At 41.0% G+C, this 17,986-nt stretch carries 10 protein-coding genes; all 10 read left to right on the plus strand.

Annotated features, from left to right (window positions below):
* Positions 1-4: 4 nt before the first annotated feature.
* Positions 5-1,708 (plus strand): tetratricopeptide repeat protein, encoded by a 1,704-nt coding sequence (locus ACL8WY_RS12180; protein ID WP_436515033.1) that lies wholly within the window; start codon positions 5-7, stop codon positions 1,706-1,708.
* Positions 1,701-2,444, plus strand: a complete 744-nt coding sequence (locus tag ACL8WY_RS12185; RefSeq protein WP_436515034.1) for a DUF4292 domain-containing protein — start codon at positions 1,701-1,703, stop codon at positions 2,442-2,444. The genes ACL8WY_RS12180 and ACL8WY_RS12185 overlap by 8 nt, the downstream gene beginning before the upstream one ends.
* The gene (locus tag ACL8WY_RS12190; protein ID WP_436515035.1) at positions 2,431-3,627 is read left to right on the plus strand and encodes a murein hydrolase activator EnvC family protein; all 1,197 of its coding nucleotides are present in this window, start codon (positions 2,431-2,433) and stop codon (positions 3,625-3,627) included. The genes ACL8WY_RS12185 and ACL8WY_RS12190 overlap by 14 nt, the downstream gene beginning before the upstream one ends.
* 72 nt (positions 3,628-3,699) lie before the next feature.
* Positions 3,700-3,900, plus strand: coding sequence for a Sec-independent protein translocase subunit TatA/TatB (locus ACL8WY_RS12195; RefSeq protein WP_348279362.1), 201 nt, complete (start codon positions 3,700-3,702; stop codon positions 3,898-3,900).
* Positions 3,901-3,903: 3 nt separating this feature from the next.
* Positions 3,904-5,337, plus strand: coding sequence for an Asp-tRNA(Asn)/Glu-tRNA(Gln) amidotransferase subunit GatA (gatA, locus tag ACL8WY_RS12200; RefSeq protein ID WP_436515036.1), 1,434 nt, complete (start codon positions 3,904-3,906; stop codon positions 5,335-5,337).
* A gap of 3 nt (positions 5,338-5,340) precedes the next feature.
* On the plus strand, positions 5,341-6,717 hold the full coding sequence (locus ACL8WY_RS12205) for a LysM peptidoglycan-binding domain-containing protein (RefSeq protein WP_436515037.1): 1,377 nt from the start codon (positions 5,341-5,343) through the stop codon (positions 6,715-6,717).
* A gap of 84 nt (positions 6,718-6,801) precedes the next feature.
* Entirely contained in the window at positions 6,802-7,887 is a 1,086-nt protein-coding gene (locus ACL8WY_RS12210; protein ID WP_436515038.1) for a DUF4837 family protein, read from the plus strand.
* Between the two features lie 87 nt (positions 7,888-7,974).
* Positions 7,975-10,257, plus strand: a complete 2,283-nt coding sequence (locus ACL8WY_RS12215; protein ID WP_436515039.1) for an NADP-dependent malic enzyme — start codon at positions 7,975-7,977, stop codon at positions 10,255-10,257.
* A complete protein-coding gene (gene ruvA, locus ACL8WY_RS12220; RefSeq protein ID WP_436515040.1) occupies positions 10,254-10,847 on the plus strand; it encodes a Holliday junction branch migration protein RuvA in 594 nt (197 codons plus the stop codon). The genes ACL8WY_RS12215 and ruvA overlap by 4 nt, the downstream gene beginning before the upstream one ends.
* A gap of 38 nt (positions 10,848-10,885) precedes the next feature.
* A complete protein-coding gene (sprA, locus tag ACL8WY_RS12225) occupies positions 10,886-17,965 on the plus strand; it encodes a cell surface protein SprA (protein ID WP_436515041.1) in 7,080 nt (2,359 codons plus the stop codon).
* Positions 17,966-17,986 lie beyond the last annotated feature (21 nt).

The following is a 17,986-nucleotide window of genomic DNA, read 5'->3' on the forward strand; positions in this document are numbered from 1 at the left end:
ATTGATGCGAATAGTTTTATTTTCAATAGTGTTTCTAACAACTTTTCTAACATTCTCACAGAGAAAAAAGAAAGATGTAGTAGTGCCTTTGACTCAGGAAGATTCACTTAAAGTTGAGGGAGTCTTAGTTGAAGCAGAAAAGCAGTTGATTCTTGAAAATCACGCGAAAGCACTCGAAAACTTCTACGTAGCACTAGAAATGAATACAGAAAGTGCTGCCATCAACTTTAAAATTGCAGAAGTTCTTGCCAAAAGCAACGAAGGACAAAAAGCACTACCATATGGTCTCCAAGCGATAGAACTGGATCCAAGAAATAAGTATTATCGACTGGGATTGGCAAGAATCTATCAGTCTATTGGATTTTACATGGATGCAGCCAAAACCTATGAGGGCTTGCTCGAATACTTTCCGGCTGAGGAAAATGCGCTATACGAACTGGCAGAGCTATACCAGCTCACTGGGAGAAGAGAAGAGATGTTCAAGGTCTTTGATCAAATCGAATCTCAGCTGGGTGTTAAGGAAGAGATCACGCGTGAAAAGCAGCGTATTTATATGAAAGAAGGCAAACTTGATGAAGTCATTGCCGAATATGATAAGCTAATTGACGCATATCCGAATGAATCCTCATACAAATCCGAACTGATCAATTTTCTCATTCAAAACAAAAAACTGGATAGAGCAGAAGAAGCCATTGCCGATTATGAAGCGAGTGAGTCTCCATCTTCTCGAATCACAATGATGAAAAGCGAATTGGCATGGATGCGAGGAGATCGAGAGAAATCAATTCAACTGTTGAGTCAGGCTTTCGAAACCAATTCAATAGATTTCAACTCGAAGTTTCAAATTATATCGAACTATCTGGTCATGAGCCCGGATGCCGAGACCAGGTCTAAACTCACTCTTATTGCAATCCAGTTGGCAGATCAATACCAAGAGGAGTTTAAAGCTCAAGCTTTTGTTGGCGACATGCTTTATCAGGATGGAAAGAGTCAGGAAGCCGTGAGCTATTATCTGAAAGCGGTGAAATTAAATGCCACAAACTATTCGGTTTGGCAAAACATATTAAACGTTGAGGCGGATTTAAATCAATATGACAGTGTGGTTGTTCATGCAGAGAAGGCACTTGAGTATTTCCCTAACCAGGCGCTATTGTACTATTTTGCCGGGACAGGTCATTTGATAAACAATGATTATACCAAAGCTGTTAGAATGCTAGATCAGGGTAAAAAATATACCGTTGATCCCAATTTGCTTACCGTTTTTTATGGTCAGCTTGGGGATGCCTACAATGGACTACAGGAAAATGAAAAGTCATACAAAGCTTACGATAAGGCACTTGAGAATGGGCCAAATAATGATCATGTGCTAAACAACTATAGCTATTACCTTTCGCTGGAAAATAAAAATTTAGACAAAGCACTGGAGATGTCTACCCGATTAGTGGAGCAGCATCCAAACAATTCTACCTACCTGGACACGCATGGTTGGGTTTTATATATCAGTGGAAAATATAAAGAATCTCGAAAATTTCTTGAAAAAGCCGCCTCTCTGGATGATGATGGCACAGTGATTGAACATTATGGAGATGTACTCTTCCAGTTGGGAGAAGTCGAAGAAGCAATCCTACAGTGGGAAAGAGCTCGTGACTTGGGTAGTACTTCTGAGTTGATAGAAAAGAAAATTTCAGATAGAAAGCTTTATGAATAAGCTCATAATATATTGCATTGTAGGTATCATTAGTCTAAGCTCATGCAATAGAAAAGTTGGAGCCATCTTTGGCAAAAAGAAAGACAAACTTGAAGTAGTTGACCCAGAATTCGACTACATGTCAGCCAAAGCTAAATTCACTTTTGATGATGGAAAGAAAAGCGTTTCGGCTACAGCTAATTTTAGAATCAAAAAAGATAGTGTCATTTGGATTTCAGTAACTCCGGGTTTAGGTATTGAGGTAGCCAGAGTATTGATAGATACAGAAAATATTTACGTGATAGATAAATTGAACAAGCATTATTACGAATACACCTTTCAGGAACTTTCAATAGAATACGACTTTGATTTCAATTTTCAGATGATCCAGTCGGTAATTCTCGGCAATCTCGTAGAACCATACCAAAAGCAGCGAGTAGAAAAAATGGATAAGTATTTTACATACACTGCTTCAAAAGGCGTTTATCTCTATCAAAACTACATTGGGGCCTCAACGATGAAGTTGGAAAAAGTTCAGGTGTTCGATGAAGACACAAGAAACACGATTTCAGTAAATTACAGTGATTTTATCTTAGTGAACAGTCAGATATTTCCAAATGAGATTTCGGCAGTTATTGACTATGATGCTAGCAACAAACCGAATACAGAGGTTGAAATTTCCTACAGTAAAATGGCCATCGAAGACGGCCCTATCAGCTTTCCATTCTCTGTGCCAAGTAAGTATGAGAGGAAATAACCTTCACCTTATCGTATTCGTATTTGCCCTTTCTTTTCTCAGTTTTGATGCATTCGCTCAAAAAACAAAAAATCAGTTAGAACAGGAGAAAAAAGAAAACCTGCGAAAAATAGCTGAGGCTGAGCGTATTTTGAACGAGACTGCCGATGAAAAAAAAGCCACGCTTGGTCAACTACAAGCATTGAATCAACAAATAAATGCACGAGAATCATTAATTAGATCTATCGGCTCTGAAATAAGAATTCTTGACAATGAGATTTCTGATTTACGCATCGTAGTTACCTCTTTACAAGAAGACCTGAAATTTTTAAAAGAAGAATACGCCACACAGATCTATGCCTCATATAAAGCAAATCGGGGGAACAGTCGTCTGATGTTTCTTTTCTCGTCAAGAAACTTTAATCAGCTCCTGCAAAGGTTAAAATATTTGGAACAGTACTCAGAAGCCAGGAGGTTGCAAGCCGAACAAATAGAGGTGGTAGCTAAAGAACTGGATGATCAGCGAGGTAAAGTAGAAGCAAAACGGGCAGAACAGCAGAGGTTGCTTAATCAGCAGGTTCGCGAAAGCAGAAAGCTTGCAAATTCGAAGAAGAAACAATCAGAACTCGTTGCGCAATTAACAAAAAAAGAGCGTCAGCTTAAGAGGGAAGTTGAAAATAGAAAGGCAGCTAACGCACGGCTAAATACCCTCATAGCCAAAATCATTGAAGATGAGGCCCGCAAGACATCTACTGCCTCCACTGCAGAGGTAGCAAGCTCAGCAGAGCTTACACGTATGTTTGAATCAAAGAAAAATAGCCTGACATGGCCTGTAGGATCTGGGTTCATCGCATCGAAATTTGGTAAGCAGCCACACCCGGTTCTTAAGCGAATTACTGTTGTAAATGATGGAGTAGGCATACAAACGGAAAAAGATTCTGATGTGAAGGCTGTGTTTGATGGAGAGGTCACATTAATAGGAACAATCCCAGGAAAGAACAATGTGGTGGTAATACGTCACGGATCATATCTTACGGTGTACGCTCAGCTTAAAAATGTAAATGTCAAGAAAGGGCAGAAGGTCAAATCAAATGATATCATTGGTGAAGTTTATACCGATCGAGACGGCATTTCAGAACTTGAATTTCAGGTATACAAAGGCACAACCAAACTCAATCCGGAAAACTGGTTGGCAATGAAGTAATAAAATTGTCACCTTATTGCCCTATGCTCCGTTTCTAAATACATATCTTTGTAATCATAAAATATAAAAGCAATGCATACATCATTATTATTTGCAATGCCAGGGTGGACTGAGATGATTATCATCGCTCTTTTCATTATCATTTTTTTCGGAGCGAAAAAAATACCTGAGATCGCACGAGGCATGGGAAAAGGCATCAGAGAATTTAAAGATGCAACCAAGGAAATCAAGAACGAAATAAACGAAGGTTCCAGCGAGGAAAAAAAGGCGTAAACCTTGAAAAATTTTCAATCACTCTCCGAAATAAAATCGGAGATCAGTGCTGGCAAACTCACCGTTTTATCACTCACGCAGCACTACCTGGAAAATATCAATGACAAGAACGGAAGGCTCAATGCCTTCCTTTCTGTTTACACTGACGAAGCACTCGAGCAAGCGCAGGTCATTGATGAAAAAATCAGAAACAATACCGCAGGAAAACTCGCCGGAATGGTTGTAGGCATAAAGGATGTCTTAGCCTACGAAAATCACGGACTGCAAGGTGCCAGCAATATTCTAGATGGCTTTGAATCACATTATACAGCGACGTGCATTGACCGGTTGATTGATGAAGATGCAATTATTATTGGTCATCAAAACTGTGATGAGTTCGCGATGGGATCTTCAAATGAAAATTCTGCATTTGGAGTGTGTAAAAATCCAGTGGATGAGTCTAGGGTGCCCGGTGGATCTTCGGGAGGTTCAGCGGCAGCTGTAGCTTCCAACATGTGCCTGCTTTCCATAGGTTCAGATACGGGTGGATCCGTCAGGCAACCGGCAGCATTTTGTGGTATTATTGGTTTGAAACCCACATATTCACGGGTATCGAGATATGGACTTGCAGCATATGCCAGCTCATTTGATACCGTCGGAATACTCTCAAAAAGCATCGAAGACGCTGCAATTGTTCTGGAAGTTATTTCTGGTGCAGATGAATATGATAGCACCGTTTCTCAAAAGGAGGTTCCTGCATTTTCTACCTTCACATCCAATAAGAAATATAAAATTGCGCTCATAAAGGAAACACTCGCACATCCTGGACTCAACGGTGAAATTGAAAAGCAAACCAAGGAAACGTTAGGTGAACTCAAATCAAATGGACATGTTGTAGATGAGGTAAGCATGTCGTTACTCGAATACGCACTACCAACTTATTATGTGCTCACAGCGGCCGAGGCAAGCTCCAATCTCTCTCGATATGATGGAGTTCGATATGGCAAGCGCGCAGAAAGTCAGGAACTACTTCAGATGTATGTTAAGACCAGGTCAGAAGGATTTGGGGAAGAAGTAAAGCGAAGAATCATGACAGGTACATTTGCATTGAGTGCAAGCTATTATGATGCGTATTATATCAAGGCTCAAAAAGTACGAAGGAAGATTCAAGAGGAAACCAATATACTTCTAGACACATACGACTTCATCATTTCTCCAACTACACCCACCACCGCATTTAAGATTGGAGAACTGAAAGATGATCCGATCCGAATGTATTTGGAAGACCTCTATACAGTTCAGGCAAATGTTGCCGGTGTTCCTGCCATTTCGATCCCGATTGGAGTGGACAACACAGGCCTACCAATCGGCATTCAAATAATGTCAAAAAGCTTTAATGAGCGTGAATTGCTGGATATTTCAGATCAAATCATTACTTTCAAAGATCAAAATAGATAGACTATGAAGCTAAAATGGTTCCTGATAGGGATTATGTTCATTTCATTTGTAGGTAAAGGTCAGGAATTTGCGCTTACTGAAGTGATGCCTGACAACACGTATGATGAGATTGCAGACCGCATGGGCTGCATCGAAAACGAGGTGCCTTTAGTCTTCAATGAGCGTGTAAAGGCATTTATAGACTATTTCGCTATAAAGGATCGTGAATACACGCGCGATATAATCCGAAAAAAAGAACTCTACTTTCCTCTCTTTTCTGAAACATTGGCTCGTCACAATATGCCTGATGAGCTGAAATACTTGGCGATTGTCGAGTCAGGACTGAGACCCAATGCGATATCCAGAGCAAATGCTGTTGGTTTATGGCAATTCATTTCATCAACAGGAAAAATGTATGGTCTACACAGTAATTGGTATGTAGATGACCGTATGGATCCGGTAGAAGCTACAGATGCTGCTGCCCGTCATCTCAGAGATCTCTACAGAATGTTTGATAGCTGGGAGCTTGCACTTGCAGCATATAACTGCGGACCTGGAAACGTAAGAAAAGCCATCCGCCGGAGCGGCTATAAAAAAGAGTTTTGGGATATCTACAGATACCTGCCTCGTGAAACACGATCCTATGTGCCACAGTTTGTAGCAATTACGTATTTATTCAATCACCTGAAGGAACACGGATTTGAAGAACAACCAGAGGTTTTCTATCCGGAGATGGATACAATCATGATCTCACAATATTTTCATGTCGAGACATTTTGCAATCAGCTTGGAATTTGCCTTGATGATATGCTTTTATGGAATCCGCAGATCAAACGTGGAGCGCTACCTGAGGGAACAAAAGACTTTGCCTTGAAGATACCTGTAGATTGGAAAGATGAAATAGTTATCAATAGAACACATCTATACGACACGGCTTCAAAAGTTGGAAAGGCACAATTAGACTACTTAGCAAGAAACACTCCGGGAAGTACTTACGGAAGGGAGCGATTGTATTATCGCGTAAGAAGCGGGGATGTACTGGGAACGATCGCTCGGCGATACGGAGTTCGAGTTTCAGATATTCGATCTTGGAATAGATTACGGGGAAATCTCATCCGCGTAGGACAGCGATTAAGCATTTGGGTGCTTCCAACCTACAATTCAAAGACTAAAAATTTGTATGCGACAACTGCATCGAAACCAACGTCAAATCCAACTCAGAAACCAGTACCAAACCCACCATCGTCAATCAGCGGGGGTAAGACGTATACGGTTAAATATGGAGATTCTTTGTGGAGTATTAGCAAAAGCAACAATACCAGCATTGAAAAGTTGAAACAGGTAAATCGACTTACATCAAACACTATTAAGCCGGGACAATCATTGGTAATTCCTAATTAATCATATTTCTTATTGTTCAAATCTCTAAGTTTGGTATGAAGGAATAGTTTTTGCTTTGTCATTATTCAAACGAAATCAGATCATATGTTCAGGATAATATTACTATTTGTTGTAGTTGCATTCGGATGCAGCGAAGCATCAAAAGAAAGCCGTCGTAAAGACATGCTGCCAACAGCGAGAGGTGAGGCTGATGAAATCATTCTTGTTGTTGACTCCACTCAATGGGCGGATTCTTTAGGGGTAGGTTTAGAATTGCGAAAAACTTTCATGGCTCCTATGCTTGGTCTTCCGCAGGATGAAGCACTTTTCAATGTGAGCAAAGTCAATCCTCAACGGCTGAATTCAGTGCTTAAATCAGCAAAAAACATGGTTTTTGTGATGACATTGGATAGTAAGACTCGAGACAGTAAAGTTTTACAGCAATTTTTTACAAATCAATCGCTCAACCAGATTAAGCGAGACACTTCCATTTTCATGCGTGCTCAAAAGGATCTATTCGCGAAAGGACAGACAGTATTATTCCTTTTCTCTTCCTCAGAAGAACTCCTGACTCAAAAAATAAACTATAATCGGTCAGCAATTCGAGAATACTTTGAAACCTCGGCACGAGAGACAATCAAAAGTCAACTCTTTGCAAGCAATCAAAAGCAACTTGAGACTCGCATCAAAGAAAATCACAATGTCTCATTTACCATTCCATATGGTTGGGAGAAGGCGCGTGATTTGAAAAACTTTGTTTGGCTCAGGAAAATGGATGCACAAACCGAGCAAAGCATTTTTATTTATTACGAACCTTACACCGATAGGGGAGTCTTTAATGAAATTGGAGAGTTTAGAGATAAAATCACTCAGCAGAACTTGTACGATGGTGAAAACCAGGATGTCTATATAAAGCGTCAGGAGATTATCCCGGTATTCACCGAAAGAGTCAACTTCAATGGACACTTTGCTGTCGAAGCACGTGGACTATGGAAAATAAGCGATAATTCCAGAGGAGGCCCATTTATAAGCTACACCATTGTGGATGAAGAGTCAGGATTGATTTATTACGTAGAAGGATATGTGGATTCACCCGGAACACGCAAGAAAAAATTTGTTCGGGAGTTAGAAGCAATTCTATCCACTTTTAAAACAGCAGACGACCTAAATCCATCAAAAGAGGCATCTTAATCCTCACGAATAATTGGTTATTCCTTTTTAGTTGGTCACCTTTGAAGGTTGGATAATCTATCCAATACCAACAATAACCAATAGAGGATGAGTACAACGAAAGTAAGGCCTAAGGAGGCATTAGAATATCATTCAAACAAACCAGCAGGAAAGATTGAAGTAAACTCCACCAAGTCGGTGAGTTCACAGCACGATCTTGCCCTTGCCTACTCACCAGGTGTTGCTGAACCATGCAAGGAGATAGCAAAAAATCCGGATGATGTTTATAAATATACCGCCAAAGGAAACCTTGTGGGTGTAATTTCAAACGGAACTGCAGTGCTAGGTTTAGGTAATATTGGACCGGAAGCTTCCAAGCCGGTTATGGAAGGAAAGGGTGTACTATTCAAGAAATTTGCAGGAATTGATGTTTTTGACATTGAAATAAATGAGGAAGACCCTGACAAATTCATAGAAATTGTTAAATCCCTGGAGCCGACATTTGGAGGCATTAATCTGGAAGATATCAAAGCTCCCGAAAGCTTTAAAATTGAGCAAACACTTCGTGAGCAAATGAGCATTCCGATCATGCACGATGATCAACATGGGACTGCAATTATTTCCAGCGCCGCATTGCTTAATGCGCTTGAGGTTGTTGGTAAAAAAATTAAAGATCTAAAAATAGTAGTAAGTGGAGCTGGAGCAGCAGCTATTGCATGTACAGACTTATATGTTTCTCTGGGTGCCAAAAAAGAGAACATTCTCATGGCCGATAGTAAAGGCATACTCAATGGAAGCAGAAAAGGGCTGGATGAAATAAAATCCAGGTATGCGACAAAAAAGAAGATAGATACACTGGCTGAAGCAATGAAAGGTGCTGATATGTTTCTCGGCCTTTCTATAGCAGATGTTGTTACACCGGCTATGCTGAAGGCAATGGCCAAAAATCCAATTGTATTTGCCCTAGCTAATCCAGATCCTGAAATTGCATACGATCTGGCAGTGAAGACTAGAAAAGATGTGCTGATGGCTACAGGACGTTCTGATCATCCGAATCAGGTAAATAATGTGCTAGGCTTTCCTTACATATTTAGAGGCGCTCTAGATGTTCGATCCACTGCGATAAATGAGGAAATGAAGTTGGCAGCAGTAAAGGCAATCGCAGAGCTAGCCAAGGAGCAAGTGCCGGACATTGTTTTGAAAGCATATGGCAAGTCAAGCATCAAATTTGGAAGTGAATACCTCATTCCCAAGCCTATGGATCCTAGGCTCATAACTACCATATCACCAGCTGTTGCCAAAGCAGCGATGGACACTGGCGTAGCAAGAATTCAAGTCAAGGATTGGAAGAAATATGAAGATGAGCTATTGGAGCGAGTAGGACTTGACCAACGATTGATTTCAAGGTTTGTATACAGAGCACGACAAAATCCTAAGAAAGTTGTCTTTGCAGAAGCAGATCATGTCAATATCCTGAAGGCAGCTCAGATGACCAAAGATGCTGGCATTGGAACTCCGATTCTAATGGGCAAACAGAAGGTTATCAAAGCACTTATTGAGGAGCATGAACTTGATGCAATCAAAGATTGCGATATCATCGATCCGAATGAGCACATGGATAAAGTGGAAGAATTTGCCACCGAATACACTAAAGTGCGTCGCAGAAAAGGCATGACGATGCACCTGGCCAGGAAAGCGATGACCAGCCGTACCTATTTCGGTATGATGATGGTTGAAAAAGGTGAAGCGGATGTGCTCATTTCCGGCCTATCTAATGATTATCCTAAAACTGTACTTCCAGCACTACAAATTGTAGGAATGGAAGAGGGAGTAAGCAAAGTGGCCGGCATGTATATTATGAATACACCACGTGGTAACTATTTCTTTGCAGATACAACCGTGAATATGAATCCAACTGCTGAGGAACTGGTAGAAATTATTGGTTTAACACACCGTGCGGTTAGATTCTTCGATTATGAACCGAAAATTGCTGGGTTATCCTTCTCAAACTTTGGATCTGCAAAAGGCGAAGTGCCTGAGAAAATGTCCAAAGCAGTGAAACTCGCAAAAGAAAGATGGCCTGATATGATCATCGATGGCGAAATTCAAGCCAATGTGGCATTGAATAAAAACTTACTTGAAGAATTATACCCATTCAGCGACTTAAAAGGACACAATGTGAATACGCTTGTTTTCCCAGATCTGCAATCAGGAAACATAGCATACAAGACGTTGATGGAAATTGGAGGAGCTGAAGTGATTGGTCCAATTCTTATGGGAATGAAAAAGTCTGTGCAAGTGCTCCAGTTGGGAAGTTCTGTCAAAGAAATTTACAACATGGTTGCCATCGCGGTAGTAGATGCTGGCGTTGCTAAAAGAGATGGATTATGATCACCTACCTAAGAGGAAAACTCGCCTTCAAAGATCCTACGCATCTAGTGGTAGATGTGGGTGGAGTTGGATACGAAGTTAAGATTAGCCTGATAACCTACTCGCAGGTTAAGGATAAAGAAGATACTCTTATTCAAACCTATCTTCATGTCAAAGAAGATTCGCATACGCTTTTCGGCTTTTATGAGCAGTCAGAGAAAAAACGATTTCTAGACTTACTATCCATAAACGGAGTAGGACCAAGCACTGCGTTGATGATTTTGTCTTCCCTTGACGCAAAAGAACTTCAAGCTGCGATAGTCCAGGAGGATGTAAAAACCATCCAATCAGTCAAAGGAATCGGAGGCAAGACCGCACAACGAATTATCCTTGAATTAAAGGATAAGATGAAAAAAGAAGGACTACTTGACAAATCGGTAGAAATTCAGCCCAGATTTGATAATACACTGCGTTTTGAGGCGTTATCTGCACTGACAACTTTGGGCATTAATAAATCTACAGCTGAAAAAACTGTCGATAAGATTTTGAAAGAATACGGAGAGGAGATTAAACTTGAAGAATTGATCAAACAAGCGCTGAAGCGGTCATAACCAAACCGACACTACTAACACAACTAAGAGCCCTTTTCTTGAAAGTAAATTTTCATATACGATTCCTCTATGCGATTCTTATTTTGGGCTGTTGGTCTCAGGCAAATGCCGGGTACTTTCAAGAACAAGACACAGTTAAAAGTGATTCAATTGGGCCGTATGAGCCAAGTATTAAGCCTACATTTCAGCCCAGCTACCGATTTGGAGATCCCTTTTCCTTTAGAAGCTCCAGGTCACCTCTATTTTTAAGAGATCCATCTCAGGTAGACATGCAAGTCCAATTCAATCCGGATACAACCGCCGATGATGCCGGAGTAACTTACTCTGTGTATGAAAACATAGGAGCTTTGGATTTTAGGCCTGCTTCATTCATGACCTTTAGTGAATTCAATAGATACAATAATTCACAACTCAATAGAGAATATTTCAAGGAACGATCAGCAGGTCTGGATGGAGAGAGTGCGGTAAGCGGACGTAGTTTGATACCTCGATTATATATCAGTCCCGTCTTTGATCGGATTTTTGGAGGAAGCTATGTGGATATCCAGCCAAATGGCTTTGTCAACTTAGATTTTGGTGCTCGCTTTCAGCGAATTGATAACCCGGCCATTCCATTGCGTCAGCAAAAGAATGGTGCGTTCAACTTCAATCAGCAAATAAGTATGAACGTAGTGGGAAAAGTGGGAGAGAAGCTGGAGATCACCGCAAATTTTGACAATAACAACACCTTCGATTTTCAAAACAACCTCAAAGTAGTCTATACAGGATACGAAGAAGAGATCATCAAAAAGATTGAGATTGGTAATGTAAGTATGCCGGTGACCAACTCGCTTATGAGTGGCGCTCAATCACTGTTTGGTATTAAAACTGAACTGCAATTTGGAAAACTGTATGTAACCACTATACTCTCGCAGCAAAGGGGAAGAAACGAAACCTTGACGATTGAAAGTGGATTTCAAGGTAGGGAGTTTGAAGTGCAAGCTTCTGATTATGAGGAAAACAGGCATTTCTTCTTAGGCCACTTTTTCCGGGATAACTACGAGCAATGGCTTTCGGCGCTACCACAAATTACTTCAGGAGTGAATGTGACACGTGCAGAAGTCTATGTGCTGAACAGAAACAACGACACACAAACTACCAGAAACATTGTTGGTTTTATGGATTTGGGAGAAGGTACTGTTGTTTATTCCGATGATGTAGGAGATAGAAGAGGCGGCCCAACAAGGAATGCAGCGAATGATTTGTTTACCAGACTTACCGTACAATCAGCGGACGGGGTGGACGGATATATACAAGGAAACTTCCAATCATTCGAGAGCTCAACAGATTATGTCAAAGTCACTACAGCAAGGAAATTGGATCAGGCCGAATACAAAATCAATCGTGAGATGGGCTATATCACGCTTACACGTAGTTTGGCTAGTGATGAAATCTTGGCCGTAGCATATGAGTACACTTTCAATGGAACAGCATATAAAGTAGGTGAACTCACAGAAGATTATCAAAGCAGATCTGATGATGAAGTAATCTATCTGAAGATGCTTCGTCCAAATAAGATCAACACTACTGTTCCTACATGGGATTTAATGATGAAGAACATCTATAATATGAATGCTGCCCAGATTAGTAAGGATGGTTTTCAACTTCGCATTATTTATCGTGATGATAATACCGGGCAGGACAATCCGTCACTGCATGAAGGACGCCAAATTAAAGACAAGCCGCTAATCCAGATATTCAGTCTGGATCGCCTAAACCCAACAGGCGATCGAGCTCCGGATGGAAATTTTGACTTCATTGAAGGTGTTACCATTGATCCTCAAAATGGTAACATTATTTTTCCAGTGCTCGAACCATTCGGTCAGACACTGGAGGATCAATTCGATGATGATGAAAGCAGACTTGTAGATAAGTATGTTTATGACGAACTCTACGATGAGCCAAAAGCAACAGCCGAATTAAATGCCACACAAAACAAATTTGTGATATCAGGTAGGCTCACAGCCGGTTCTTCGAGTGAAATCACCTTACCAGGGATCAACATTGCTGAAGGGTCAGTCCTTGTTACCGCAGGTAATACACCACTGACTGAAGGACTGGACTATACGGTGGATTATAATCTGGGTAGGGTCAGGATTCTGAATGAAGGAATTCTTAGTTCAGGGAAAACCCTTCAAGTTTCCTACGAAAAAGCGGATCTATTCAATTTTCAGACACGCACCCTCACTGGTGCTCGCTTCGACTATCGATTCAATGATAATTTCAACATTGGAGCAACCATCCTCCATCTAAATGAAAGACCAGGCGGAATTTCCAGGTATGCTGTTGGTAATGAGCCAACTAGTAATACCAAATATGGATTTGATATCAATTATCAAAATGAATCAAGATTCATTACTAAAATGGTGGATAAGCTACCGCTGGTGAGCACCAAAGCACCTTCAACAGTAACTTTCAATGCAGAGTTTGCACAACTGATACCGGGAACGAGTAACATCGTCAATGGAGAGGGAACTTCATACATCGATGATTTTGAAAATGCTATTACGCCAATTAATATTATGGGATGGCAAGCATGGAAATTGGCCTCTACGCCGCGCGTATTCCCTGAGGCTCAGAGCGGTAATGCAGGTTTGGATTACAATTACCGAAAAGCAAAAATCGCCTGGTATACGGTCGATAATAGTATTTTCTATCGAGCTGGAGGAAATACTCGACCAGCGAATATTACAGATAGTGACTTAGAAAATCACTATGAACGAGCAGTTCTGCCACAAGAAATTTTTCGCCAGAGAGACCAAACGCTTGTAAACTTTAACGAACCCATTTTTGATGTAGCTTTCTTCCCGGAGGAACGTGGGCAGTACAATTACAATCCTGCTGCTTCTGCAGATAATCTACTACCTGATCCGGAGCAAAACTGGGGAGGTGTTACTCGCGCAATAACGAACGAAGTAAACTTCAATAAAACAAATATCGAATACCTCGAATTCTGGCTCATGGATCCATTCGTGAATGGAGATAACGGAATAGTGAAAGACGGAAGGGTAAACACAAATGCGAGTTTAGATCTGGATGGGGGTCAGCTGTATTTCAATCTGGGAAGTGTTTCAGAGGATATTGCACCAGATGACATGCATGCTTTCGAAAGCGGACTGTCAGCAAATGGTGACCTTGGACCTATTACTACATGGGGACAAATCCCGGAGGATGAGTTTTTGATCAATTTTTTCGAAAACTCACCAGGAGCCAGGGATAATCAAGATGTTGGAATTGATGGGTTGAAAGATGATGATGAAGACTTAATTGTTCCAGGTTTATCATTTCCAGGTGGTGACATATCTGCAGATAACTTCAGATATATCCTGGATGGCTTTTATGATCAGCAAGATGCCAAAATTGTGGAGAGATATAAAAACTGGAACGGCATGGAGCAGAATTCTCCAATTGCTTCAGGAGGTGGAAATTTCATTCCAGCTTCAACCACACTTCCAGATAATGAAGACGTCAATCAGGATAATACCATTTCGGATTTAGAAGAATACTTTGAATATCGAATTGATTTAGAACCTAAAAATCAGGGATCTAATCCGGAAGGTGGAAATTTGGTTTTGAATGAGTTTATCGTTGATCAAATAGAAAGTGGAAATGGAGAGTCCAACTGGTACTTATTCAGAATTCCGATTAAAAATGTAGGCACCCCGATTGGAAGTCCAACCTTCGAAAACATCAAATATGTTCGTATGTATTTGACAGGTTGGGATCGTCCGGTCGTTTTAAGATTTGCACAAATGCGTCTGGTCGGTAGTCAATGGAGGAAGTTTGAGCGGGCATTAAATGAGCCAGGCTTAGATGCCATTCCCAATATTGAGACTTCCGATTTCTCAGTTTCAGTAGTGAATATCGAAGAAAATAGCACCAGCACTACTGGCGGTGTTCGGTATGTTCTACCTCCCGGGCTAGATAGAGATATTGATAACACAACAACACAAAACAGGAGAATCAACGAGCAATCATTGCAGGTGTGTGTGGAAGATCTTGATGATAAGGATGCCAGAGCAGTATATAAGAATGTGTCTTACGATCTCATCAATTACGGGCGAATGAAAATGTTTTTCCACGCTGAAGTCTTTGAGAATGACATGGTGCTAGACAATGAAGTAACTGCCTTTATGAGATTAGGTACAGATTTCGATGAAAACTATTACGAAGTAGAAGTGCCACTTGTGATTACACCACCCGATGTAACGGGTAGTATCGAAGACCTAAGGAGACAAGTGTGGCCGTTAGAAAACGAGATCGATATTTCAATAAAGGAACTTTTAGGGATTAAATCGGAGCGTAACCGGGCCAATCTGGATGAGAACATTCCATATGCAGTCCCATCAAACGACGGGAAATACACTTTCACTGTGAAAGGACGCCCAGACCTAAGTGCGGTTAGAGTACTTATGATAGGAGTGAAAAACCCGGGAGATGAATCAAGCTCGTCAAAATCTGTCTGCATTTGGGCGAATGAATTGAGAGTCACCGATTTTGATAGCAATGCCGGATGGGCTGCCAATGCGAGACTAAGTACGCAACTAGCTGATCTGGGTACGGTCTCCGCTTCCACCAGATATACATCAATTGGTTTTGGCAATATTCAACAGCGTATTTCCGAGAGGTCAAGAGCTGAAACCACACAATATGATATTTCAGCCAATCTTAATTTGGAGAAATTCATGCGACCAGACAAGACAGGTCTCGTGGTGCCAATGTTTGTGAGTTATGAGAAAATTACAGTAACTCCTCAATTTGATCCTTTGGATCCCGATGTACCATTGGAAGCATCTTTGGAAGCCATAGATGATGTAAGGGAGCGAGAGCGATATAAAAGAATTGTACAAGACCGCACGACTAATCGAAGCATCAACTTTACCAATGTGCGAAAGGAAAAGGTAAATCCAGATGCACGAAGCAGGATCTATGATATCGAAAATTTCTCTTTTAGTTATGCATACAGCGATCGTATTTCAAGTAACGTGAGCACACAAACTCTGCTTAATAAAACGGTGAGTGGAGGAGTCAACTATAATTTTTCGCCAGCAGCCTGGAGCATTACTCCTTTCGGAGAATCTGAAAAACTATCATCTCCCTATCTCGCTCTGATCAAAGACCTTAATTTTTCTCCTGTGCCAAGCAATTTCTCTTTCTCTACTAATCTGAGGAGAGACTTTCGACTTACTCAGTATTACAACAATGAGCTCACCACAGAAGGAGTTGATCCACTCTATGAAAAGACCTTCACATTTGCCAGGAATTACAGCCTTCGATGGGATATTACTAAAAGCCTTGGCTACACCTATAATGCTACAGCCAATGCTGTCATAGATGAACCAGAAGGAATCATTGAAGGTGATATAGACACCAAGTTTGAGCGCAGATACATTTGGGATCAGATTTTCACACTTGGCCGTATGAAGAACTTTAATCAGAACATGGGATTGAATTATTCCCTACCACTTGATAAACTGCCCTTCACCAATTGGCTATCGGCAGATGCGGGATATACAGTCGGGTATGGTTGGATTGCTGGTGCCATAAATAGAACACAGAGCGACACGGTAAGTTTGGCGGATGATGACTTATTTTTTGGAAATTTCATTAATAATCAACGTACGATTACTTTCAGGCCTAAGGTGGACATGAATAGACTTTATGACAAAGTAACCTTCCTCAAGAATGCTAACACACCGCCAGAAAGAGGTGCATCTGTCAGCCCTGGAAACCACGCACTTCGATTTCTTATGATGTTGAAATCTGTGAACGGAACATACACGATAAATGAAAGCACATCACTTTCAGGCTTTAAGCCTACGGCCTTCTTGTTTGGATTGGATAGTGGCTTTAATGCTCCCGGAATTGGGTTTATCCTTGGAAGCCAGGATCCAGGGATCAAACAGCGTGCAGCAGATAATGGGTGGATTGTTAGAAATCCGAATCTTAACTCTCCCTTTCAGCAGACTTTTGGGACGGATATAGATGTACAGGCAGATCTTCAGCCGGCAAAAGATTTAAGAATTCAATTGACATGGAATAGAGGATTAAATAATCAATATCAGGAGATTTTTAGATTTGATGAACAGCAAGGTGCTTTTGAGACACTTACACCATCCAGAAGCGGAAGCTATTCAATCTCATTCCTCTCGATAAAGACAGCCTTCCAAAAAGATGGTCCAGATAATACCTCTGACGCGTTTTCTCAGTTTGAGCAAAACCTAATTGATGTGCGTAGAAGACTAAGTAGTCCGAATAGAGAATATGATACCCTTTCTCAAGATGTATTGATTCCGGCATTTATTGCAGCGTATTCAGGAAGAGATATTAATAGCACTAGTCTTACGCCATTTCCAAGAACACCACTTCCAAACTGGCGGGTAGATTATACCGGGCTGATCAACATTCCTGCGATCTCTGAACTCTTTTCATCATTCACGATTTCTCACGGCTACAATTCCACTTATAGCGTTTCCAGTTTTACCAACTCTTTGAACTATGGTGAAGACATTATTGGTTTGCAAAACGATATTCTCGACTACCCACAAGCTCGCGATGACAGCACAGGTCGATTGGTGCCCGTTTACATCATTAATCAGGTGATGGTTTCGGAGCAGTTTGTTCCCCTCATCGGATTTAATATTCGAACCAAAAACAACATCTCAACGCGCTTAGAATTCAGAAAGAGCAGAAGTTTGGCCTTGAATATGTCCAATGCACAAGTGACTGAAACAACAAATAATGATGTTACACTTGATCTTGGCTATTCCAAAGTAGGCTTTAAGTTACCATGGAGATGGCAGGGAAGGACGTTGACATTGGAAAATGACTTAACCCTGAGAGTTGCAGCATCAATTCGAGACAGTAAGACAGTTCAGCGTAAAATCTATGATAAGAGCACTATTACAAACGGAAATCTGACCTGGCAAATCCGCCCAACCATTACCTACAAAATCAACAATCAGCTTGACTTTACTTTCTACATGGAAAGAAACGTGACGGACCCAAAAGTCCTAAGTTCCTATAAGCGAGCGACCACTGCATTTGGAGTTCAGTTAAGATTTGGTCTTGCACAGTAGGGCAGTTCGTTTGTAAGTCTT

This window comes from Ekhidna algicida, assembly GCF_051379705.1.
GTDB lineage: Bacteria > Bacteroidota > Bacteroidia > Cytophagales > Cyclobacteriaceae > Ekhidna.